21 protein-coding genes are annotated in these 19,635 nt (G+C 33.8%); 17 read left to right on the top strand and 4 right to left on the bottom strand.

The annotated features are described in order from the left end of the window. Positions 1-6: 6 nt before the first annotated feature. Together AC4FRF_RS15975 and AC4FRF_RS15970 are read right to left on the bottom strand one after the other, a co-directional pair. Positions 7-1,050, bottom strand: coding sequence for an RluA family pseudouridine synthase (locus AC4FRF_RS15975; RefSeq protein ID WP_491161011.1), 1,044 nt, complete (start codon positions 1,048-1,050; stop codon positions 7-9). Continuing rightward, on the bottom strand, positions 1,040-1,660 hold the full coding sequence (locus tag AC4FRF_RS15970; RefSeq protein ID WP_491161009.1) for a PASTA domain-containing protein: 621 nt from the start codon (positions 1,658-1,660) through the stop codon (positions 1,040-1,042). Before AC4FRF_RS15970 ends, AC4FRF_RS15975 begins: the two co-directional genes overlap by 11 nt. 215 nt (positions 1,661-1,875) lie before the next feature. Between AC4FRF_RS15970 and AC4FRF_RS15965 the strand changes: the two genes are divergently transcribed. From AC4FRF_RS15965 to AC4FRF_RS15950, 4 genes are all read left to right on the top strand, one after another. Continuing rightward, positions 1,876-2,847 (top strand): D-alanine--D-alanine ligase, encoded by a 972-nt coding sequence (locus tag AC4FRF_RS15965; protein WP_491161007.1) that lies wholly within the window; start codon positions 1,876-1,878, stop codon positions 2,845-2,847. Positions 2,848-2,939: 92 nt separating this feature from the next. Next, positions 2,940-3,557 carry a hypothetical protein gene (locus AC4FRF_RS15960; RefSeq protein ID WP_491161005.1) on the top strand — a complete coding sequence of 206 codons (618 nt, stop codon included), beginning with the start codon at positions 2,940-2,942 and terminating at the stop codon, positions 3,555-3,557. Between the two features lie 68 nt (positions 3,558-3,625). Continuing rightward, positions 3,626-4,081 (top strand): pantetheine-phosphate adenylyltransferase, encoded by a 456-nt coding sequence (coaD, locus tag AC4FRF_RS15955; protein WP_341701582.1) that lies wholly within the window; start codon positions 3,626-3,628, stop codon positions 4,079-4,081. 144 nt (positions 4,082-4,225) lie between these two features. Next, a complete protein-coding gene (locus AC4FRF_RS15950) occupies positions 4,226-4,804 on the top strand; it encodes a PhnA domain-containing protein (RefSeq protein ID WP_491161003.1) in 579 nt (192 codons plus the stop codon). 127 nt (positions 4,805-4,931) lie between these two features. Here the strand turns inward: AC4FRF_RS15950 and AC4FRF_RS15945 are convergent, their stop codons facing one another. After that, positions 4,932-6,281, bottom strand: a complete 1,350-nt coding sequence (locus AC4FRF_RS15945) for a DEAD/DEAH box helicase (RefSeq protein ID WP_491161001.1) — start codon at positions 6,279-6,281, stop codon at positions 4,932-4,934. Positions 6,282-6,450: 169 nt separating this feature from the next. Further along, a complete protein-coding gene (locus AC4FRF_RS15940) occupies positions 6,451-7,056 on the bottom strand; it encodes an NUDIX hydrolase (protein ID WP_491160999.1) in 606 nt (201 codons plus the stop codon). Between the two features lie 7 nt (positions 7,057-7,063). Here AC4FRF_RS15940 and pyrE point away from each other — a divergent pair, with 7 nt between their 5' ends. From pyrE to AC4FRF_RS15875, 13 genes are all read left to right on the top strand, one after another. Beyond that, positions 7,064-7,717, top strand: a complete 654-nt coding sequence (gene pyrE, locus AC4FRF_RS15935; protein ID WP_491160997.1) for an orotate phosphoribosyltransferase — start codon at positions 7,064-7,066, stop codon at positions 7,715-7,717. A 12-nt stretch (positions 7,718-7,729) separates the two neighbouring features. Beyond that, positions 7,730-8,122 (top strand): SRPBCC family protein, encoded by a 393-nt coding sequence (locus tag AC4FRF_RS15930; protein WP_491160995.1) that lies wholly within the window; start codon positions 7,730-7,732, stop codon positions 8,120-8,122. Positions 8,123-9,054: 932 nt separating this feature from the next. Then, positions 9,055-9,393 (top strand): P-II family nitrogen regulator, encoded by a 339-nt coding sequence (locus AC4FRF_RS15925; protein WP_491160993.1) that lies wholly within the window; start codon positions 9,055-9,057, stop codon positions 9,391-9,393. Positions 9,394-9,429: 36 nt separating this feature from the next. Then, complete coding sequence (locus tag AC4FRF_RS15920; RefSeq protein ID WP_491160991.1) at positions 9,430-10,632, top strand: ammonium transporter; 1,203 nt, start codon at positions 9,430-9,432, stop codon at positions 10,630-10,632. A gap of 243 nt (positions 10,633-10,875) precedes the next feature. Continuing rightward, positions 10,876-11,130, top strand: coding sequence for a heavy-metal-associated domain-containing protein (locus tag AC4FRF_RS15915; protein WP_491160989.1), 255 nt, complete (start codon positions 10,876-10,878; stop codon positions 11,128-11,130). A gap of 122 nt (positions 11,131-11,252) precedes the next feature. Further along, positions 11,253-11,585, top strand: a complete 333-nt coding sequence (locus tag AC4FRF_RS15910) for an ArsR/SmtB family transcription factor (protein ID WP_491160987.1) — start codon at positions 11,253-11,255, stop codon at positions 11,583-11,585. 17 nt (positions 11,586-11,602) lie between these two features. Beyond that, complete coding sequence (locus AC4FRF_RS15905) at positions 11,603-12,073, top strand: DUF6428 family protein (protein WP_491160985.1); 471 nt, start codon at positions 11,603-11,605, stop codon at positions 12,071-12,073. 17 nt (positions 12,074-12,090) lie between these two features. Then, the gene (locus AC4FRF_RS15900) at positions 12,091-12,723 is read left to right on the top strand and encodes an arsenate-mycothiol transferase ArsC (RefSeq protein WP_491160983.1); all 633 of its coding nucleotides are present in this window, start codon (positions 12,091-12,093) and stop codon (positions 12,721-12,723) included. Position 12,724: 1 nt separating this feature from the next. Then, positions 12,725-13,795, top strand: coding sequence for an ACR3 family arsenite efflux transporter (arsB, locus tag AC4FRF_RS15895; protein ID WP_491160981.1), 1,071 nt, complete (start codon positions 12,725-12,727; stop codon positions 13,793-13,795). 333 nt (positions 13,796-14,128) lie between these two features. Next, a complete protein-coding gene (nirB, locus tag AC4FRF_RS15890; RefSeq protein WP_491160979.1) occupies positions 14,129-16,636 on the top strand; it encodes a nitrite reductase large subunit NirB in 2,508 nt (835 codons plus the stop codon). A gap of 135 nt (positions 16,637-16,771) precedes the next feature. Next, complete coding sequence (nirD, locus tag AC4FRF_RS15885; RefSeq protein WP_491160977.1) at positions 16,772-17,149, top strand: nitrite reductase small subunit NirD; 378 nt, start codon at positions 16,772-16,774, stop codon at positions 17,147-17,149. Positions 17,150-17,182: 33 nt separating this feature from the next. Continuing rightward, positions 17,183-17,770 carry a DUF4202 domain-containing protein gene (locus tag AC4FRF_RS15880; protein WP_491160975.1) on the top strand — a complete coding sequence of 196 codons (588 nt, stop codon included), beginning with the start codon at positions 17,183-17,185 and terminating at the stop codon, positions 17,768-17,770. A gap of 12 nt (positions 17,771-17,782) precedes the next feature. Then, the gene (locus AC4FRF_RS15875) at positions 17,783-19,594 is read left to right on the top strand and encodes a sensor histidine kinase (protein WP_491160973.1); all 1,812 of its coding nucleotides are present in this window, start codon (positions 17,783-17,785) and stop codon (positions 19,592-19,594) included. Positions 19,595-19,635: the final 41 nt, after the last annotated feature.

The following is a 19,635-nucleotide window of genomic DNA, read 5'->3' as shown; positions in this document are numbered from 1 at the left end:
AGTATACTATTCTTCCTCTTCTGCCTGATGCGATTTCGAATAATTGCGCCATTTTTCAATACAATCCTGAAAATCCTGTGGCAATTCGGTGTCAAAGCGCATCATTTCACCCGTATTAGGATGCACAAAACCTAATGTTTTAGCATGAAGAGCTTGTCTTGGCAATGCTTTAAAACAATTTTCTATAAACTGCTTGTATTTGGTAAACGTTGTTCCTTTTAGAATCAAATGACCGCCATAACGTTCATCATTAAATAACGGATGTCCTATGTGCTTCATGTGGGCTCTAATCTGGTGTGTTCTTCCTGTTTCTAAAATACAAGAAACCAAAGTTACATAACCAAAACGCTCTAAAACCTTATAATGTGTAATCGCTGGCTTCCCAATTTCTGGATCAGCAAAAACAGCCATTTGCATACGATCTTTCAAGTGACGCGCTAGGTTTCCTTCAATCGTTCCACTCTCTTCAGCCACATTTCCCCAAACCAAAGCTACATATTCCCTTTCGGTTGTTTTGGCTTCAAATTGTTTCGCTAAATGCGTCATCGCCGCTTCAGTCTTAGCAATTACTAATAATCCTGAAGTATCCTTATCAATACGATGTACTAATCCTGGACGCTCGCTGCTGTTCATTGGTAAATTCTCAAAATGAAAAGCCAAAGCATTTACTAAAGTTCCCGTGTAATTTCCATGCCCAGGATGCACTACTAATCCTGGCTCTTTGTTCACTAACAACAAAGCCTCATCTTCATACACAATATTCAACGGAATATTCTCAGGAAGCACATGATTTTCAAACGGCGGATGCGACAGCATTACCGTTACAATATCAAAAGGTTTTACTTTATAATTGGGTTTTACCGTAGCATTATTTACAAAAATATTGCCTTCGCTAGCGGCATTTTGTATTTTATTTCGGGTAGCATTGGGAATCAATCCCATCAAATATTTGTCTATTCGCAACAAAGCCTGCCCTTTTGGAACTTCAAATTTAAAATGTTCAAATAATTCCTCTTCGTCTAGATCAATCTGCTCAATATTATTGTTCATTTGGCAATTCTTCTTCTGTAGGGTTAGCTATTGTATCTGTTGCAAAATCTTCTTCATAACTCGCTTTTCCATCTCCTAAAACCAAGTCAATTTTAGAGGATTTCAAAACTTTATCACCCGGTTTTATATTTCTTCCTTTATAACGCATTTCTAAAACCATATCTTTTCCAAGATTTGGAATATAAGTAATAGTTCCTTCTTCTAGACCTAAGGCTTTTAAAGTAGGTACCGCTTCACGATAGGTTTTCTCAATCAAATCAGGTACTCTAACCGATGAAAAACCAGAACTATTAATCTTAATATATACTTTTCTTCCTTCCTTCACTTTTTCGCCAGGCAAAGGGTCCTGCTGAATTACACTGTATTTTGGATAATCACTTCTGTAATCCATACTGTCCAGCAATACATAAGCCAAATCCAATCCATCCAACTTTTCTTCTACCTGTTCTTCCGTCAATTTACTCAAATCAGGCACCGTAATTTCATGTCCGTGATCGGTTGTAAAAGTCAACCAATGCATAAAAAGATACCCCAAAACAGCTATGATTAAAGCAGCAAGAAAAAGCTGTGTAAAAAACACACGACTAGTAAGATATTTACGTAAACTCATATATTAATTTTTATAGGTGGCAAAGATAAAGCTATTTCGTTTCAAAAAAAATGATAATTTTGTTTAATGCAACTTAGCCATTAGTCATTACTAGAATAAGGAGCTTTTTCCTGTTATCCGCTCTATCTTTTTCCCTGTAAAGAACAGGAAAAAAGGATGCCGCTACTACCAGGGCTAAATAAAAAAATCGATTTTTACAATACAAACGCAACTAAATGAAAAACATTGCCATTATCATGGGCGGCTATTCTAGTGAATATAAAATTTCACTAATCAGCGGTAACGTAGTTTACAATTTTTTAGACAAAAACCAATTTAACGGTTTCCGCATTCACATTTTCAAAGAAAAATGGGTGTATGTGGATGATACCGACAACGAATTCCCAATCGACAAAAACGATTTTTCAGTAACTGTAAACGGTAGTAAAATAAGTTTTGATTGTGTATTCAACGCCATTCATGGAACTCCTGGAGAAGATGGTTTAATGCAAGCTTATTTTGAATTATTAGGGATTCCACAAACTTCTTGCGATTATTACCAAGCTGCTTTAACTTTCAATAAAAGAGATTTATTGTCGGTTTTAAAACCATACGGAATCAAAACAGCGATTTCTTATTACTTAAATAATGGCGATATTGTCAACACTACCGAAATTATCAACAAAGTTGGTTTGCCTTGTTTTGTAAAACCCAACAAAGCCGGATCGAGTTTTGGAATCTCAAAAGTAAAAACCGAAGCCGAATTACCAATTGCTATCGAAACCGCTTACAAAGAAGACAACGAAATTATCATTGAAAGTTTCCTGGACGGAACAGAAGTATCTGTTGGTGTTATCAATTACAAAGGAGAAATTATCGTATTGCCAATTACCGAAATTGTTTCTGAAAATGATTTCTTTGACTACGAAGCCAAATACCAAGGAAAATCTCAGGAAATCACTCCTGCCCGACTTTCGGACGAAATGACGCAAAAAGTAGGTGCTGTTGCCAAACGTGCTTATGAAGTTTTAAAAATGAAAGGTTTCTCTCGTTCCGAATTCATCATTGTTAACGATGAACCACACATGCTCGAGATGAATACCATTCCAGGATTAACTACCGAAAGTTTGATTCCGCAACAAGCTGCAGCAGCTGGAATTTCTTTGACTGATTTATTTACTAATGCTATTGAGTTGGCGCTAACTTAATACAATTTCAAAATATTTAAGCCACAGATTTAAAAGATGAATTTGAATCTGTGGCTAATAATAAACTTCAATCCTTCAATTCAGAATAAATTATGATGGTACTTGTTGGAAATCAAACAATTCTAATTCAGGAAGGACAACTTTCTGAACTTAATTGTACAAACTGTTCAAGCAAAAACTCACTATCTTTCCAAATTTATTCTAAATATGTCCAAATCACTTTTGTTCCTCTATTTGCAGTTGGGAAAATTTTTGAATGCGAATGTTCTAATTGTAATAAAGAATTTGATTTTGAAGATTTTTCAGAAAATGAAAAACAAAAAATACTCAATCAAAAAGAAATAAAAGAAGCCAAAACACCTTGGTGGACTTATATTGGAATTATAATTCTAACAGGATTTATCATTTTTAGTATCAACTCTTATTTTGACAATAACAAACTAACAAAAGAGAGAATCAATAATCCAACAGCTGGCGATATTTATGTTTTAAAATTGGATACTGGTTATTATTCGACTTTAAAAATTGATTCAATAACCCATAATAAGATTTATACAACGGAAAATGATTTTGAATCCTATTTATCTTCCAATATTGATGAAATAGACAATCCAGACAACTATACGACCAAAAAAGAAACCTATTCCAAAAAGGAACTACTAGAATTATTTAAAAAAGATATAATTACCTCAATACTAAGGAAAGAATAAATATGGGTAAAGTTCATTCCTAAAAAATCTTTGTAACTTAGCCTCTCAGAATCTTAGTAACTCAAAAAATGAGAAAAGCCATATTTCCGGGATCTTTTGATCCTATTACTCGAGGTCATGAAGACATTATCAAAAGAGGAATTCCGCTATTTGATGAAATCGTGATTGCTATTGGGATTAATGCAGAAAAAAAATACATGTTCCCACTGGAAGAACGCAAACGCTTTATTGAAGAAACTTTTAAAGATGAACCTAAGGTTTCAGTTATTACTTATGAAGGCTTAACCATTGATTTATGTAAAAAAATAGGTGCTAATTTCATTCTTCGTGGTTTGCGTAATCCCGCCGATTTTGAATTCGAAAAAGCCATTGCACACACTAATAGACATTTGTCCAAAATAGAAACCGTATTCTTATTAACTGCTGCCAGTACTTCATATATCAGTTCGAGTATTGTTCGTGATGTATTGCGTCATGGTGGTGAGTATGAATTATTAGTTCCAAAGGCGGTAAGAGTGAAGTAGTTTTCGGTTGTGAGTTGTGAGTTATGAGTTGACAAATAGTAGACGGAACACTAAGGACTAAAAACTAAGGACTAAGGACTAATATCTAGAAACTAAACTTGCAAAAAGTACTCAATAAGTGTACATTCGCCAAAAAAATAAAAAATGAGCTTAGACAGAGAATTAAATAAACGCAGTGGAGGAAAATGTGAACTTTGCGGCGCAACGGAGAACCTTAAAGTTTACGAAGTACTTCCTACCAAAAAAGGTGGAATTGATGAAGCTATTTTAGCTTGTCCAACTTGCAAAGATCAAATTGAAAACCCAGATAACGAAGATTTAAATCACTGGAGATGCTTAAACGACAGTATGTGGAGCGAGCACACTGCAGTTCAGGTGGTGGCTTGGAGAATGTTGAGCCGTTTACGTTCCGCTGGCTGGCCACAGGAATTATTAGATATGATGTATCTGGAAGACGATGTGCTGGAATGGGCAAAAGCAACCGGAGAAGGCGATGATGATGAAAACAAAATCATTCACCGTGATAGTAATGGCGTGATTTTGGAACATGGTGACTCAGTAGTTTTGATTAAAGACTTAAAAGTAAAAGGTTCTAGCATGGTGGCCAAACAGGGAACTGCTGTTAGAAACATCCGTTTAGACCACGAAAACGCCGAATATATTGAAGGAAAAGTAGATGGTCAGCAAATTGTAATTATTACGCAATACGTGAAGAAAATATAATTTCTAGTACCTAGTAATTAGTGATTAGTAACTAGTTTCTTTTTAAGAGCAATAAAAAAACAAATCGTCAACAGCTAGCTGTTGACGATTTATTTTTTTTAAAAGCTAATCACTGATTACTAAAAAACTACTCCTCTACTTTCTTAATCACGTTTCGAGCTACTTGAATTTTATATTTCTTGCCTTTCATTTTTTCGTCCTTGATATTGTGCAGTAAATCCTTTACTTTACTAAATTTCACTGCGGCAAACGAAATAAAATCTTTTACTTCTATTAATCCCAAATCGCCTTTTTCGAGTTTTCCTTTTTGAGAAAAGAAGCCCACAATATCAATTTTATTCAATTTATTTTTCTTTCCACCACTGATATAAATGGTTTGAAATTGAGGTGCTTTTGGTAAAGACTTCGCATTTTCAACCGATAAAACAGCGGTATTTTCATAATCCAAATACTCCATTTTTTTCTCGGATTCGTGTGCAATAATATACGCTGTTCCCGTAGCTGTCATACGCGCCGTACGTCCATTTCTATGGGTGAATTCGTCTTCTTTTAATGGTAAATGATAATGAATTACATGATTCATTTCAGGAATATCCAGTCCACGAGCGGCCAAATCAGTCGTGATTAAATAGCTGACGCTTCCATTTCGAAACTGAATTAAAGCCCGTTCTCGTTCTTCCTGATCCATTCCTCCGTGATAATAAGTAGAATAAATTCCTTTTTCGTTTAAAGTATCGCTAATACGCTCAGCCGCATCACGGTGATTGCAAAAAACAATTGCCGATTCGGATTGCAACGAACAAAGCAATTGGAACAAAGTATTTAGTTTGTCTTTTTCTTTAGAAATAACCAGTTTGGTAGAAAGATTTGACTCATCTTCGGTTTCTGGAATAAAATCCAATACGGTCGGATTTACTACTCTGGTGTATTTTGGAATTTCAATATCAGAAGTCGCCGAAACTAAAACACGTTTATTTACCTTGGATAATTTTCCAATGATAAAAGACATTTGCTCATGGAAACCCAATTGCAAGGATTTATCAAATTCATCCAAAATTAAGGTTTGAATTTTATCCAAACGAAAACTTCCTCTGTCAATATGATCGGCAATTCTACCTGGAGTTCCTATTAAAACGGCTGGCGGATTGCTTAAATTTTTAATTTCAGTATCAATGGAATGTCCACCGTAGCAGACATTTACTTTATATGGCGTTCCCATTTTTTTCCAAACCTGCTCAATTTGTAATCCTAATTCGCGGGATGGAACTAAAATTAAACATTGAACCGATAGGATTTCAGGCTGTAACATTTCTAAAACAGGCATCAGGAAAGCCAAAGTTTTTCCTGAACCTGTAGGTGATAACAACAGCACATTATTTTCATTCAAAATGGTTTCTTGTGCTGCTTCTTGCATTTCATTTAGGTTCTCGATGCCTAAATTCAAAAGTATATTGTTGGAATGCTGATTTTTATTCATTTTGCAAATGTAGTGAAAAAGTTGGCAGTGTTTAGAATCCAGAAAACAGTCGGCAAAATTTAGAAATCAGAAGACAAAAAAAGATTCCAGATTAGATGTTTAGTTTTCTAAATCTGAAATCTTCTTTCTAAATTCTGCCGACTGAACAGTGTCGACTGCATTCTAGTTTCTAACTTCGAATAATATTTTCTTCTTCAAATAATAATTTGATGTTCTCATAAGAGTTTTTCAACACTTCTGGAATGTCATTAGGATGAATCCAAGCTACTTTTTCAATTCCTTCTTCCAATTGTCCTTGAGGAGTTCCTTCAAAGTCAGAAAACATTTCAAACCAATGGGTTATTTTTAACTTATAAACGCCATTTCGCTTGAATACATGGTACGTTTTCTGGAGTTTATTGATAATTCTCAATTGATTTACTCCTGTTTCTTCTTCCACTTCTCGCATGGCAGTATGCTCTATTTCTTCCTTTTTTTCGACACCTCCTTTTGGTAAGTCCCATTTCCCATTTCGAAAAATAAATAACACTTCTCCTTTTTTGTTATAAACCAGTCCTCCACCGGCTTTATTCACAGGAATTTTAGCCTTCAAGGTTTTCATAATCTCCTTTTCATCAGGATGATAGAGATAGGCTTTTTGAATTTTATTTTGAAAAATTTTAACTATAATTTGCTTAATATCAACACTTTCCAATAAAAACAACTGAAAATCTGTCTCTTTAGAGATTTTATTTGTCAAAAAAAGTGGTTTGTCGTTCACAAAAACTTTATACATTTGTACTATGATTTTTAATAAAGATACAGCCGAAAAAACAGCCGAATTGCTTTTACAAATAAATGCAATTAAATTGAATCCTGAAAATTCTTTTACATGGGCTTCTGGATGGAAATCACCTATTTATTGTGATAACCGCCTAATACTATCATTTCCAACCATAAGAAATTATGTTAGAGATGAATTTGCAAAAAATATTGAGAAACAATTTGGTAAACCAGATGTCATTGCCGGAGTAGCTACTGGAGCTATAGGTATAGGTATGCTTGTTGCCGAAAGCATGGGATTGCCTTTTGTTTATGTACGTCCTGAACCTAAAAAACACGGTCGACAAAACCAAGTAGAAGGTTTCTTGCAAAAAGGTCAAAATGTAGTTGTTGTTGAAGATTTAATTAGTACGGGAAACAGTAGTTTACTAGCCGTTGAAGCATTGCGTGCTGCAGGTGCTAATATTAAAGGTATGGCAGCTATATTTACCTATGGATTTGATGTTGCTGAAGCAAACTTTAAAAATGCAAAATTAGATCTATATACATTAAGTAATTACCAAAACCTTTTAAATTTAGCGGTTACTAAAAATTACATTACCGAAAAAGAAGAAAGCACCTTAAGAGAATGGAGCGTTACTCCATCTACTTGGGGACAAGAAGCTACCAAATAAACAAACTATATCATGAACTTAGAAAGTCCAAAGGTTAACGTTGAAAAATCAGCACAAGAATTATTCGATTTATTGACTGATATGAAAAATTTCGAAAAATTAATGCCTGAAAACATTGCTAAGTTTGAAGTTATTAGTGAAGATTCTTTTCTTTTTGGTCTAAAAGGAATGCCGGAAATTCAATTAAAAGTAACCGAAAAAACCGCACCTAACAAAATTGTTTTTAGCGCTGCAAATGACAAAGTTCCTTTTACATTAATCACAAATATTGATTCCGTTTCAGCAACTTCCAGTGCTGTTCAATTTGATTTTGAAGGCAGCTTCAATCCTATGATGGCTATGATGGTAAAAGGTCCAATAGGTAAATTTATTGAAACACTAGCTTCAAATATGTCAAAATTATAATAAGAACTTTCAAACTTATAACAGAACCCTTTTAGTATTCAAACTAAAAGGGTTTTTCTTTTTAATAAAAAATAAAATCGATTATTCTTATCGATAGTATCTTATACCGATTTGTGCTTTCCTATCAAAAACTAAAGAAGACTATTTTAAAGAACTCTTTATTCAAAACTACATACAAATACTTTGTTTTGTTATTTATCCTCTAAATGAATTATTAGCTCTTTATAGAAAATAAATTAAGATTATTAATTCTAATCAATCTCGCCCTCCATTTATTGTATTCCTTTTCGAAATAATTAATAACATATAGTTGTTTCATGTTTAACATTTCAATTGTAAAAATGAGATAAAAAAGAACAAATCTATTTTTTTATAATTAAATCAGCAGTTTTAGTTTTTTTCAACCAACAATTAATTCAAAAAACACAAAAAATTACACATACCCCCTGTTTTTTAGATACCAATAACAAAATATCTATAAAAATTTAACCAAAAAAGGCATTTAAATAACAAAAAACGAAACATACCCCTATTTTAAACATACATATCCCTAAAATAATTTTGTGAATAAATCAAAATATAAGAGTTGAAATTAAAGAATATCTATTATTTTGATTTGATTTTCGGTAATTGACAATTCTTTATCCTTTTTAGCAAAAAATACTAATTCTTTAGCTTTTTTAAAGCAAAAGTTAATAAATTCGCCATTATCAATAACAAAACAAAGAAATATTAATAATCCTTAAAAAACAGCAAGGATAAAAAAACAAAAAAAAAGTCCACGACCTAATTATTAATATAACAGAATCAAAGATGAGAAAACAAATTACCCTAAAACAAATTTCAAAAGCAATTACTTAATTAACCAAAGAGATTCTCTTAAATAACAAACAAAATAACTTTTACCATAAATCAATTTAAATCTAATTATTATGAAAAAAATCGAAGCAGTGATACGAAAATCCAAATTTGATGATGTAAAAAAAGCATTACACCAAATTGAGGTTAACTTTTTCACCTATTGGGATGTTACTGGAGTTGGTAACGAAAAAGAAGGACACGTATACAGAGGAATCACTTACAGTACTACTGACATTCAAAGAAGATACATTTCTATCGTAGTTTCTGATCCTTTTTTAGAAAGAACTGTTGACGCAATCTTAAATGCTGCAGGTACAGGAATGGTAGGAGATGGAAAAATATTTGTTTACGACATTATCGAAACTTACCGAATCAGAACTAAAGAAAAAGGAACAGACGCTGTTAACTAAAACATTTTTTTAAAATTAACTTATAAAATATATATTATGGATACGAATGCTGTATTAGACTTAATGTGGGTATTGATCTGCGGAATTTTAGTGTTTTTCATGCAAGCTGGTTTTACCTTAGTAGAAGCTGGTTTTACAAGATCAAAAAACACAGGAAATATTATAATGAAAAACTTAATGGATTTCTGTATTGGGAGTGTTGCTTTCTGGGCAATAGGTTACTCTTTAATGTATGGAGATTCAATTAGCGGCTTTATTGGGACACCAAGTTTGTTTTTTGATACTGCTGCTGATATGCATAGCTTATTCTTCCAAACTGTATTTGCTGCTACTGCTGCAACTATCGTTTCTGGAGCTATTGCTGAAAGAACAAAATTTACAACTTACTTATTCTTCTCTTTATTGATGACTTTAGTTATCTACCCTATCTCAGGAAGCTGGGTATGGAACGGAGGCGGATGGTTAGCTCAAATGGGCTTTACTGATTTTGCTGGTTCAACTGTAGTACACTCTGTAGGAGGATGGGCTTCTTTAGTAGCTGCTGCAATGGTAGGACCTAGAATTGGAAAATACAATGCTGATGGAACTTCAAATGCGATTCCTGGACACAACATTATGTTAGGAGCTTTAGGGGTATTCATCTTATGGATGGGTTGGTTTGGATTTAATCCAGGTTCTCAATTAGCTATCTCAGGAGACAACGCTATTGCTGTAGCTGGAATCTTCATCACAACAAACTTAGCTGGAGCTGCTGGAGCATTAGCTGCAATGTTTGTAACTTGGATTACTTACAAAAAACCAGATATCTCAATGACATTAAACGGTGTATTAGCTGGACTTGTAGGTGTAACTGCTGGTTGTGCTGCCGTTAGCCCAATGGGAGCATTTTGGATTGGATTAATTTGTGGTATCGCTGTAGTTTTCTCTATCGAATTCATCGACAAAAAACTTAAAATTGACGATCCAGTTGGAGCAGTTTCTGTACACGGTGTATGTGGTGCTTTAGGTACTATATTAGTAGGTGTATTTGCTACTGACGGAGGTTTACTTTACGGAGGTGGATTTGAAAAATTAGGAGTTCAAGTTACTGGAGTAGTTGCAATTGGTGCATGGGCTATGGCAACAACATTTGTGGTACTTTTCATCCTTAAGAAAATAATGGGATTAAGAGTAAACAAAGAAGAAGAAATTGACGGATTAGATATTCACGAACATGGTTCAAATGTTTATAACGACTAAATAAAAAATTACTTCAAAGTAAAAATAGCCACAACAATGTTGTGGCTATTTTTTTTTTAAAACAAATAACTTTACACCTCCTTTATTTAACTGTTAATTTTCTAAAAACCCTAAACTTTAATAAATATTCACAAAAATTTGAGACTTTGTTTAAAGTAAATTCGAAGAGAATTGTTTAAATTTAACATATAAAAAGCTATTTAAAAATAGCTATAACAGTATTAATTTAAATACATATACATTATGAGCTTATTGACAGAAAATATTATTCCAGGAGAACACGGTAAAGTTTTTGGCACGAATGCTAATGAAGAACCTGAACTTTTAGAAATAAAAAACAAACTCCTAAAAATAAATGGCATCACCCAAATTCAGTTAAACAACGCTGTTTTCCCCAAAGAATTTACTGTATTCACAAACAAAGTAATCAGTATTGAAGAAATCGAGAAAGCAGTAAAATCCATTGGCTTCCACGCAATACCTAAAGCCGTTATATAAACCATAAAGAACATAAAAAACTCCACTTGAGAAAAGATATTTTCAAGTGGAGTTTTTTTTTATTGCAAATACCAATAGACTTTTGATTAATTATCGTAATATTGCAATATAAATATATAACGATGGGGACAACTAAAACGGAATACTTTACAGAAGAACAAAATGAATTAGCTACCCTAGCTAAAGCTATTGGACATCCAGCTCGAATAGCCATAATCCAACACCTGATTAAAGTAAACAGTTGCATTTGCGGCGATATTGTAAACGAACTCCCACTAGCGCAGCCAACGGTTTCACAACATCTGAAAGAATTAAAAAATGCAGGGTTGATTAAAGGAAATTTTGAAGGAAATGCCATTTGTTATTGTTTGGATGAAAATGGATTTGAAAAAATAAAACATTTTTTTCAGCACATCCATTCCTATCTAGACAGCAAGAAAAACCAATGTTGTTAATTTAAAAAAATAGAATCATGAAATTATCAGAACTAAAAACCATATTAAGTGCAATAGAAAATGTTGCTTTCACCTTAGAAGACGGAACTTATGTTCCAGAACATTTCCATGTTACTGAAGTGGGACTAATCACCAAAAACTTTATTGATTGTGGTGGAACTGTTAGAAATGAAAAAGTAGTCAACTTTCAGTTATGGAATGCCAACGATCTTGAACACCGTTTGAAGCCTAAAAAACTTTTAGACATTATCACGCTTTCTGAAAAAGTTTTAGCGATTGAAGATTACGAAATTGAAGTAGAATACCAGTCTGACACCATAGGGAAATACGATTTAGGTTTTAATGGTATCCATTTTATTTTACTAAATAAAAAAACAGCTTGCCTAGCAGAAGACCATTGTGGAATTCCTGCTCAAAAACCAAAAATAAAACTATCTGAAATAAAAAACCAATCTAATAACTGCACTCCTGGAAGCGGTTGTTGTTAAAACTTTAAGCATCTGAAATGAAAACGACTCAAACAGTATTATTCGAAGCCATCGAAAATAAAATGCAATCTTTACAAACAAACTCAATTTCAGAGGAACGCAAAATCACCTTACAACCTCTAATTGATTTTATACAACAAAAACACACTAATCAACAAGAAATTAGACTTAATTTTATCTGCACCCACAATTCCAGAAGAAGTCATTTATCTCAGGTCTGGGCACAAACGATGGCCGCTTATTTTGATATTAAATCTGTTTTTTGTTATTCTGGAGGAACTGAAGCTACTGCCTTATTCCCTATGGCAGCACAAACTTTAACAAATACCGGTTTTCAAATTAAAACTATTGCAGGAGGAAAAAATCCAATTTACAGCATTAAATATTCCGAAAACGCACATCCAATTATAGGATTTTCTAAAACGTATGACGATACCTTTAATCCGCAATCTGAATTCGCGGCTATTCTAACCTGTTCAAGTGCCGACGAAGGCTGCCCATTTATTGCTGGTACCGAAAAAAGAATTCCAATTACGTTTGAAGACCCAAAAGCTTTTGATAACACCAACCAACAAGCCGAAAAATACGAAGAACGAAGCACGCAAATTGCTACCGAATTGTTTTATGTCTTTTCTCAAATAACAAAATAATATGTCAGCAAATCATTGTGCTCCGGCTGTTTCTAGAAAAAAATTAAGTTTTTTAGATCGCTATCTCACTCTTTGGATATTCCTCGCAATGGTAATTGGAGTTGCTATTGGAAGTTTCATACCATCTAGTGGCACCTTTATCAATTCATTTTCAAACGGAACAACTAATATTCCTCTTGCTATAGGACTTATATTAATGATGTATCCGCCACTTGCCAAAGTAAAATACGAACAAATGGGCGAAGTATTTAAAAATACTAAAGTTTTAAGCGCTTCACTTTTATTAAATTGGGTTGTAGGTCCAATATTAATGTTCTTTTTAGCATTACTATTCCTGAACGATTATCCAGAATACATGATTGGAGTAATTTTAATTGGTCTTGCTAGATGCATAGCTATGGTAGTGGTATGGAACGATCTAGCTGATGGAAACAGAGAATATGCAGCTGGACTGATTGCGCTAAATAGCATTTTCCAAGTACTTTTATATAGTGTTTATGCATATTTCTTTATAACCATCCTACCACCCTATTTTGGATATACTGGATTTGAAGTCAATATAAGTATTGGACAAATAGCCGAAAGTGTGGGTATTTATTTAGGAATTCCTTTTGCCCTAGGAATCATAAGTCGTTACAGTTTAATAGCTTTAAACGGAGAAAACTGGTTTCTAAATAAGTTTGTACCATTCATTTCTCCCATAACCTTAACTGCTTTACTATTTACTATCGTAATTATGTTTAGTTTAAAAGGAGCACTTATTGTCCAAATTCCCATGGATGTCATCCGAATAGCGATTCCATTAGTAATTTATTTCACACTAATGTTTATTAGCAGTTTCTTCATCGGAAAATATTTTGGTGCCGATTATTCTAAAAGTACAGCCATTGCATTTACGGCTACTGGAAATAATTTCGAATTAGCCATTGCTGTTGCTATTGGTGTTTTTGGAATCAATAGCGGACAAGCTTTTGCTGGAGTAATAGGCCCATTAGTAGAAGTTCCTGCCCTAATAGCATTAGTAAATATAGCTTTTAGCTTCCAAAAGAAATACTTCAACACACTTAAGTAATCTTACTTAAAAACAACTTTTCCCCAATTTTATCAAAGCATCAGAATAAGTATCAAAGAAGAGAGATATTCTGGTGCTTTTTTTGCTAAATCTATCTTCTATGAATAATTTGAGCACAATTTAGCTTCTAAAAAAAGTAAAAATAGCTTCCCAAAAGCCTTATCAACCAATATTTGATTAAAAATTAAAAAAAACAAACCTCATTTTTTACACATTATCCATTTTATTAGACTCCTTTTCATAATATCTCAATTAACTACGAAAATTAAAAATTAAGTATTACATATAAGTATTTATACGTATATTTGCTTCGTAATACTTAATAATGATATTATGATTAAAATAATTGTAGTCGGAAACGGCATGGTAGGTTTCAAATTTTGTGAAAAATTCATATCGAAACAAGGACAAGAAAAATATCAAATTACCGTATTTGGAGAAGAGCCAAGACGCGCTTATGATCGCGTTCACCTGAGTGAATACTTTGCAGGAAAATCAGCTGACGACTTATCTATGTCAACAGCTTCATGGTACGAAGAAAACAATATCATATTAAACACTTCTGAACTAGTTACTGATATTCATAAAGAAAACAAAACAATAACTACTCACTTAGAAAAAACACATGCTTACGATTACTTAGTTTTAGCTACAGGTTCAGCAGCTTTTGTTCCACCAATTGAAGGTGTTGAAAAAGAAGGTGTTTTTGTATACAGAACCATTGAAGACTTAGATGCTATCATGGCTTATGCTGCTAAAATAAAACAAAATGGTGCTACTGAAGCAGCAGTTCTAGGAGGAGGATTATTAGGACTAGAAGCAGCAAAAGCAGTACGCGATTTAGGATTAAATCCACATGTAGTTGAATTTGCACCGCGCTTAATGCCTAGGCAGCTGGACAAAGGAGCTAGTAATATGCTTCGTTCAAAAATCGAAGAATTAAACATTAAAATTCACCTAAGCAAATCAACACAATTCATTGACGGTGACAAAGCCATCACAGGAATGATGTTTGAAGAAGAAGAATTGCTTAAAGTAGATATGCTAGTTATTTCTGCAGGTATCAAACCTAGAGACGAGTTAGGAAAAGGCGCGGGTCTTGAAGTAGGTGTTCGTGGAGGAATTGTAGTAAACAACCAAATGCAAACTTCTGATCCATCCATTTTTGCCATCGGTGAAGTGGCCTTATACAACCACATGATTTATGGGTTAGTTGCTCCCGGTTATGAAATGGCCGATGTGGCTGCTGAGCAAATTTTGCAAGGCGAAAAAACCATGAGAGAAACCATTGATATGTCAACCCAATTGAAATTGATTGGTGTTGAAGTAGCTAGTTTTGGCGATCCATTTATAGAACACCAAGATGGGACTCCTATTGTTTATGAAAACAAGCTAAGTGGAATTTACAAAAGAATCAATATTTCTAAAGATGGTACTAAACTATTAGGAGGTATTCTTGTTGGAGATTCTAGCGATTACAATACTTTATTCCAAATTTACAGCAACGGAATGGCTATTCCTAAAAACCCTGAGGATTTAATTTTAGGTTCTAGAGGAGGAGAGTCTTCTAGTATGGGTAGCGCAATGGATTTACCAGATACTGCTGTTATTTGTTCTTGCGAAAATGTAACCAAAGGCAGCATCTGTTGCTCAATTACTGATGGTAGCTGCGAAACATTCTCTGATGTAGTAAAAGCTACTAAAGCAACTTCAGGTTGTGGTGGTTGTAAACCAATGGTAGTTGACTTGGTAAAAGAGGCTCAAAAATCATTAGGAAAAGAAGTGAAAGATGTGGTTTGTGAGCATTTTGCTTATACGCGTCAAGAATTATTTGATATTGTAAAAATCAACAAATTCACAAATCATAATGAAGTATTAGGAACGGTAGGTAAAGGAGATGGTTGCGAAATTTGTAGACCTGTGCTCTCTTCTATTTTCTCCAGTATTTACAATGACACAGCTAATAAACATGTTACTTCTCAAGATTCTAACGATAGGTTCTTAGCTAACATTCAACGTAACGGAACCTATTCCGTAGTACCTAGAATGGCCGGTGGTGAAGTTACTGCCGAAAAACTAATCGCTATTGGAGAAGTTGCTAAAGAATACAATTTATACACTAAAATCACAGGTGCACAACGTGTGGATTTATTTGGTGCTGAATTGAACGATTTGCCAGCAATTTGGAAAAAACTTATTGATAATGGTTTTGAAAGCGGACATGCTTATGGAAAATCATTAAGAGCAGTAAAAAGCTGCGTAGGTAATGCTTGGTGTCGTTACGGGATGGATGACAGTACCACATTAGCCATCGAATTAGAAAACCGTTACAGAGGTATTCGTTCTCCACACAAATTAAAAGGAGGAGTTTCGGCTTGTATCCGTGAATGTGCCGAAGCAAGAGGAAAAGATTTTGGCGTTATAGCCGTTGAAGGCGGTTGGAATCTTTACGTATGTGGTAACGGAGGTGCAAATCCTAAACACGCAGTTCTTTTAGCAGAGCAAATTGACAAAGAAACTGTTTTTAAATACATGGATCGTTTCTTAATGTATTACATCCGTACAGCAGGACCATTAGTAAGAACTTCTACTTGGTTAGAAAAACTGGAAGGCGGACTTGACTACTTGAAAAATGTAGTAATTAATGATAGCCTAGGAATCAACGCAACTCTTGAAGAAGAAATGCAACAACTAGTAGACACCTTTGAATGCGAATGGAAACAAGCCATTGAAGATCCAGAAATGATGAAACGTTTCAGTCATTTTACCAACTCTGATGAACGTGATGACAACCTAGTGTACATTCCGCTTAGAGAGCAAAAAATGCCTAAAGCCTGGTAATCCTATCGCTTATTTCCTAAAAGCATAGCATTACAACTTATAGAATTACAAAAATAGACTAAAAACAGAAGCTTCCCCACCTCCATCCCTCTCGCATTGAGAGGGATGGAATTAAGGAAAATAAAATCAAAGATCATGGAAAACTTACTAACTCAATACGAATCAGTTGCTCTTAATGATGTAAAAATATGGTTCAAAGCAGGAAAAATTGCTGATTTCCCTGCAGATGGAGGCGGATGTATTAAATACAAAAACAAACAAATCGCAGTTATTAATTTTGAAAGAAGAAACGAATGGTATGCCTGTCAAAATGTATGCCCACACAAAATGGAAATGGTACTTTCCAGAGGAATGATTGGTTCAGTTGAAGACACTCCAAAAATTGCCTGTCCAATCCACAAAAAAACTTTTTCTCTTAAAGATGGAAGCAACTTAAGCGGTGACGATTTAAAAATTGCCACTTATCCCGTAAAAGTTGTCGAAGGCGAAGTATTGATTGGCTTTATAGATTAAATATGTATCTTTGAAGTATTAAAAATACTGCAAATGACAACTACAGCATTCCAAAAAGCAAGCGAGTGGATTGATGCCGAAAACGCGCAAGACCCGAATATAGAAATACATGAATCCGTAAGTTTTCCTAAAGAACTATTATATTCTAACAGAATGTATGCAAAACTTATGGATTTTTACCCAACTGCTTCGGAAGCAGTTCAAATAGCTGCCAAAGCACAACACATTTGTCGCTGGAAAATAGCTCGCGAATCCTACCCAATGGACCGAGTAGGCTATTTAAAATGGCGTGAAGAATTGAAAAAATTTCATGCTAAAACCACCGCAAACATTTTAGAAAAAGCAGGTTACGATGCCGAATTTATCGCCAGAGTTTCCTTCTTAATCGAAAAAAAATTACTTAAAAAAGACGAAGAAACACAACTTTTAGAAGATGTTATTTGTTTGGTATTCTTAGAGTATTATTTAGAACCTTTTGTTGAAAAACACGATACTGAAAAACTAAAAAACATCATTCTAAAAACTTGGAATAAAATGTCTGAAAAAGGACATCAAGCAGCACTACAAATCAACTATAGTCCTGCTAACCTTCAACTTATAAAAGACGCTCTCGGATTGTAATTAAATGCCATTATGATAAAAGAAGCCAAAGCGTTTTCTGAAAATCTTAATTTTAAAAAGCTAAAGCAAATGTACCTGTTTGCTTTAGTTACTATTGCTATTACCATCCTATTAAGTCAGTTGCTTATTCAGCACAACATTAGTAGTCAATTGAATGATTCCCGACTGATTAATATTTCGGGAAAACAACGAATGCTGAGCCAAAAGTTAGCTAAAGAGGTGCTTATTCTGAATGCTGCTGCTGAAAATTCTCAAAATAAAGAGGCTATTTCCAATATTAAAAACACATTAGAATTCTGGAAATACACCCATCTAGCTTTAGAAAAAGGAAGTGATTCTCTTAATTTTCCTTATGAAAAAAGCACCATGCTCTATGCTTTATATAAGGATATCAAACCTAATGTAGAAAATATAGACAAAGCAACCCGAAGTTATTTAAACGACAGAAGCAACGGAATTTCGAATACTTCTAACCAAGTTGAAGTACAAACAATTCTGGACAATGTTGCCGTATTTTTAACCAAAATGAATCGTATTGTTGGTCAGTACGAACACGAAGCCTTAGAAAAAGTAACCCGTCAGCGCAACATTGAGTACGGCATTTTAAGCTTTACCCTTATTGTTTTACTGATTGAATTTTTATATATTTTTAAACCTACAAATAAAAAGATTGAACAACTGATTACCAAGTTGTTGATTTCTGAAAAAAGAGCCATCAAATTAGCTCGTGACACTGAAGCCATTAGCATCATCAAAGAAAATTCAGTAAAAGAATTAAAGTCATTGAATTATGCTATGGAAAATACCTTATTGTATTGCCGCATCAGTCCGCAAGGAAAAATCATCCACATGGGCGAAAAATTTGCCAAACTATTGCAATACAATCCTTCATTTGATGTTGATAAAAGTTTTTCAAAAGCCTTAACTAAGGTTGAAAAAGAACAGCTGGAAATAGATCGAATTATTGGCGATAAACAGCGAAGTGGCTGGCAAGGCGAAATGAACACAACTGATAGAAATGGTGACAAATTGTGGCTTGATATGTCGATGATTCCTGTCCGCATTCGCAAAGAAGAATCAGAATTACTAGTGATTTGCTTTAACATTACCGTTCGTAAAAATGCCGAATTAGAAGTCGAGCGATTGAACCGGGAAAATATTATAGAAAAAATCAACCAACAAAAAATTATTTCGAGCAAAATAGTTGAAAATCAAGAAAATGAACAAAACCGAATTGCGCGAGAAATTCACGACGGTATTGGACAAATGCTTACCGGACTTAAATTTAGCCTGGAAAGTATTAATTTAGACGACAAAGAAAAATCAGCTCAAAAAATAGAATACCTTAAAAAATTATCACTAGACATCATTAAGGGAGTTCGTACAGCAACTTTTAACCTGATGCCTCCTGAATTAAGTGATCATGGAATTGTTTCATCTATTGCAAAACTTACTTTAGAACTAGCTAAACTGACGGGTAAAAACGTGCAATTTTACAATAAAACCGATTTTGACCAAAGACTAGATTCTTTAATTGAAATCAATATTTACCGTCTTACACAGGAAGCCATTAACAATGCCATAAAATATGCCAATTCTTCGCATATTATAGTGCAATTGTCGCACAGCAACAAAATACTTAGTATTACAGTGGATGATAATGGAAAAGGATTTGACGTTACTACAGTAGAAAAAAAGCGCAATAGTGAATCTGGAATGGGATTATTATTCATGAAAGAACGCGTGCAATATATCAACGGAAGAGTCTTTATCAACTCAATTCCAGGCGAAGGAACCCGAATCACTTTTAATATTCCAATATAAACGAACAATAAATTACGTAAAAAATACGTATATTGCACTAC

This window comes from Flavobacterium sp. ST-158 (assembly GCF_058309975.1).
The sequence above is the reverse complement of the archived record's forward strand: the minus strand, read 5'-3'. Positions and strand labels throughout refer to the sequence as shown.

Coding starts and splice junctions, on each gene's coding strand:
- pyrE (WP_491160997.1), top strand. CDS start 7,064: ATGATTTTTAATAAAGATACAGCCGAAAAAACAGCCGAATTGCTTTTA.
- AC4FRF_RS15905 (WP_491160985.1), top strand. CDS start 11,603: ATGAAATTATCAGAACTAAAAACCATATTAAGTGCAATAGAAAATGTT.
- AC4FRF_RS15965 (WP_491161007.1), top strand. CDS start 1,876: ATGAAAAACATTGCCATTATCATGGGCGGCTATTCTAGTGAATATAAA.
- AC4FRF_RS15915 (WP_491160989.1), top strand. CDS start 10,876: ATGAGCTTATTGACAGAAAATATTATTCCAGGAGAACACGGTAAAGTT.
- AC4FRF_RS15900 (WP_491160983.1), top strand. CDS start 12,091: ATGAAAACGACTCAAACAGTATTATTCGAAGCCATCGAAAATAAAATG.
- AC4FRF_RS15930 (WP_491160995.1), top strand. CDS start 7,730: ATGAACTTAGAAAGTCCAAAGGTTAACGTTGAAAAATCAGCACAAGAA.
- nirD (WP_491160977.1), top strand. CDS start 16,772: ATGGAAAACTTACTAACTCAATACGAATCAGTTGCTCTTAATGATGTA.
- AC4FRF_RS15960 (WP_491161005.1), top strand. CDS start 2,940: ATGATGGTACTTGTTGGAAATCAAACAATTCTAATTCAGGAAGGACAA.
- coaD (WP_341701582.1), top strand. CDS start 3,626: ATGAGAAAAGCCATATTTCCGGGATCTTTTGATCCTATTACTCGAGGT.
- AC4FRF_RS15975 (WP_491161011.1), bottom strand. CDS start 1,050: ATGAACAATAATATTGAGCAGATTGATCTAGACGAAGAGGAATTATTT.
- AC4FRF_RS15945 (WP_491161001.1), bottom strand. CDS start 6,281: ATGAATAAAAATCAGCATTCCAACAATATACTTTTGAATTTAGGCATC.
- AC4FRF_RS15950 (WP_491161003.1), top strand. CDS start 4,226: ATGAGCTTAGACAGAGAATTAAATAAACGCAGTGGAGGAAAATGTGAA.
- AC4FRF_RS15940 (WP_491160999.1), bottom strand. CDS start 7,056: ATGTATAAAGTTTTTGTGAACGACAAACCACTTTTTTTGACAAATAAA.
- arsB (WP_491160981.1), top strand. CDS start 12,725: ATGTCAGCAAATCATTGTGCTCCGGCTGTTTCTAGAAAAAAATTAAGT.
- AC4FRF_RS15880 (WP_491160975.1), top strand. CDS start 17,183: ATGACAACTACAGCATTCCAAAAAGCAAGCGAGTGGATTGATGCCGAA.
- AC4FRF_RS15970 (WP_491161009.1), bottom strand. CDS start 1,660: ATGAGTTTACGTAAATATCTTACTAGTCGTGTGTTTTTTACACAGCTT.
- nirB (WP_491160979.1), top strand. CDS start 14,129: ATGATTAAAATAATTGTAGTCGGAAACGGCATGGTAGGTTTCAAATTT.
- AC4FRF_RS15925 (WP_491160993.1), top strand. CDS start 9,055: ATGAAAAAAATCGAAGCAGTGATACGAAAATCCAAATTTGATGATGTA.
- AC4FRF_RS15910 (WP_491160987.1), top strand. CDS start 11,253: ATGGGGACAACTAAAACGGAATACTTTACAGAAGAACAAAATGAATTA.
- AC4FRF_RS15875 (WP_491160973.1), top strand. CDS start 17,783: ATGATAAAAGAAGCCAAAGCGTTTTCTGAAAATCTTAATTTTAAAAAG.
- AC4FRF_RS15920 (WP_491160991.1), top strand. CDS start 9,430: ATGGATACGAATGCTGTATTAGACTTAATGTGGGTATTGATCTGCGGA.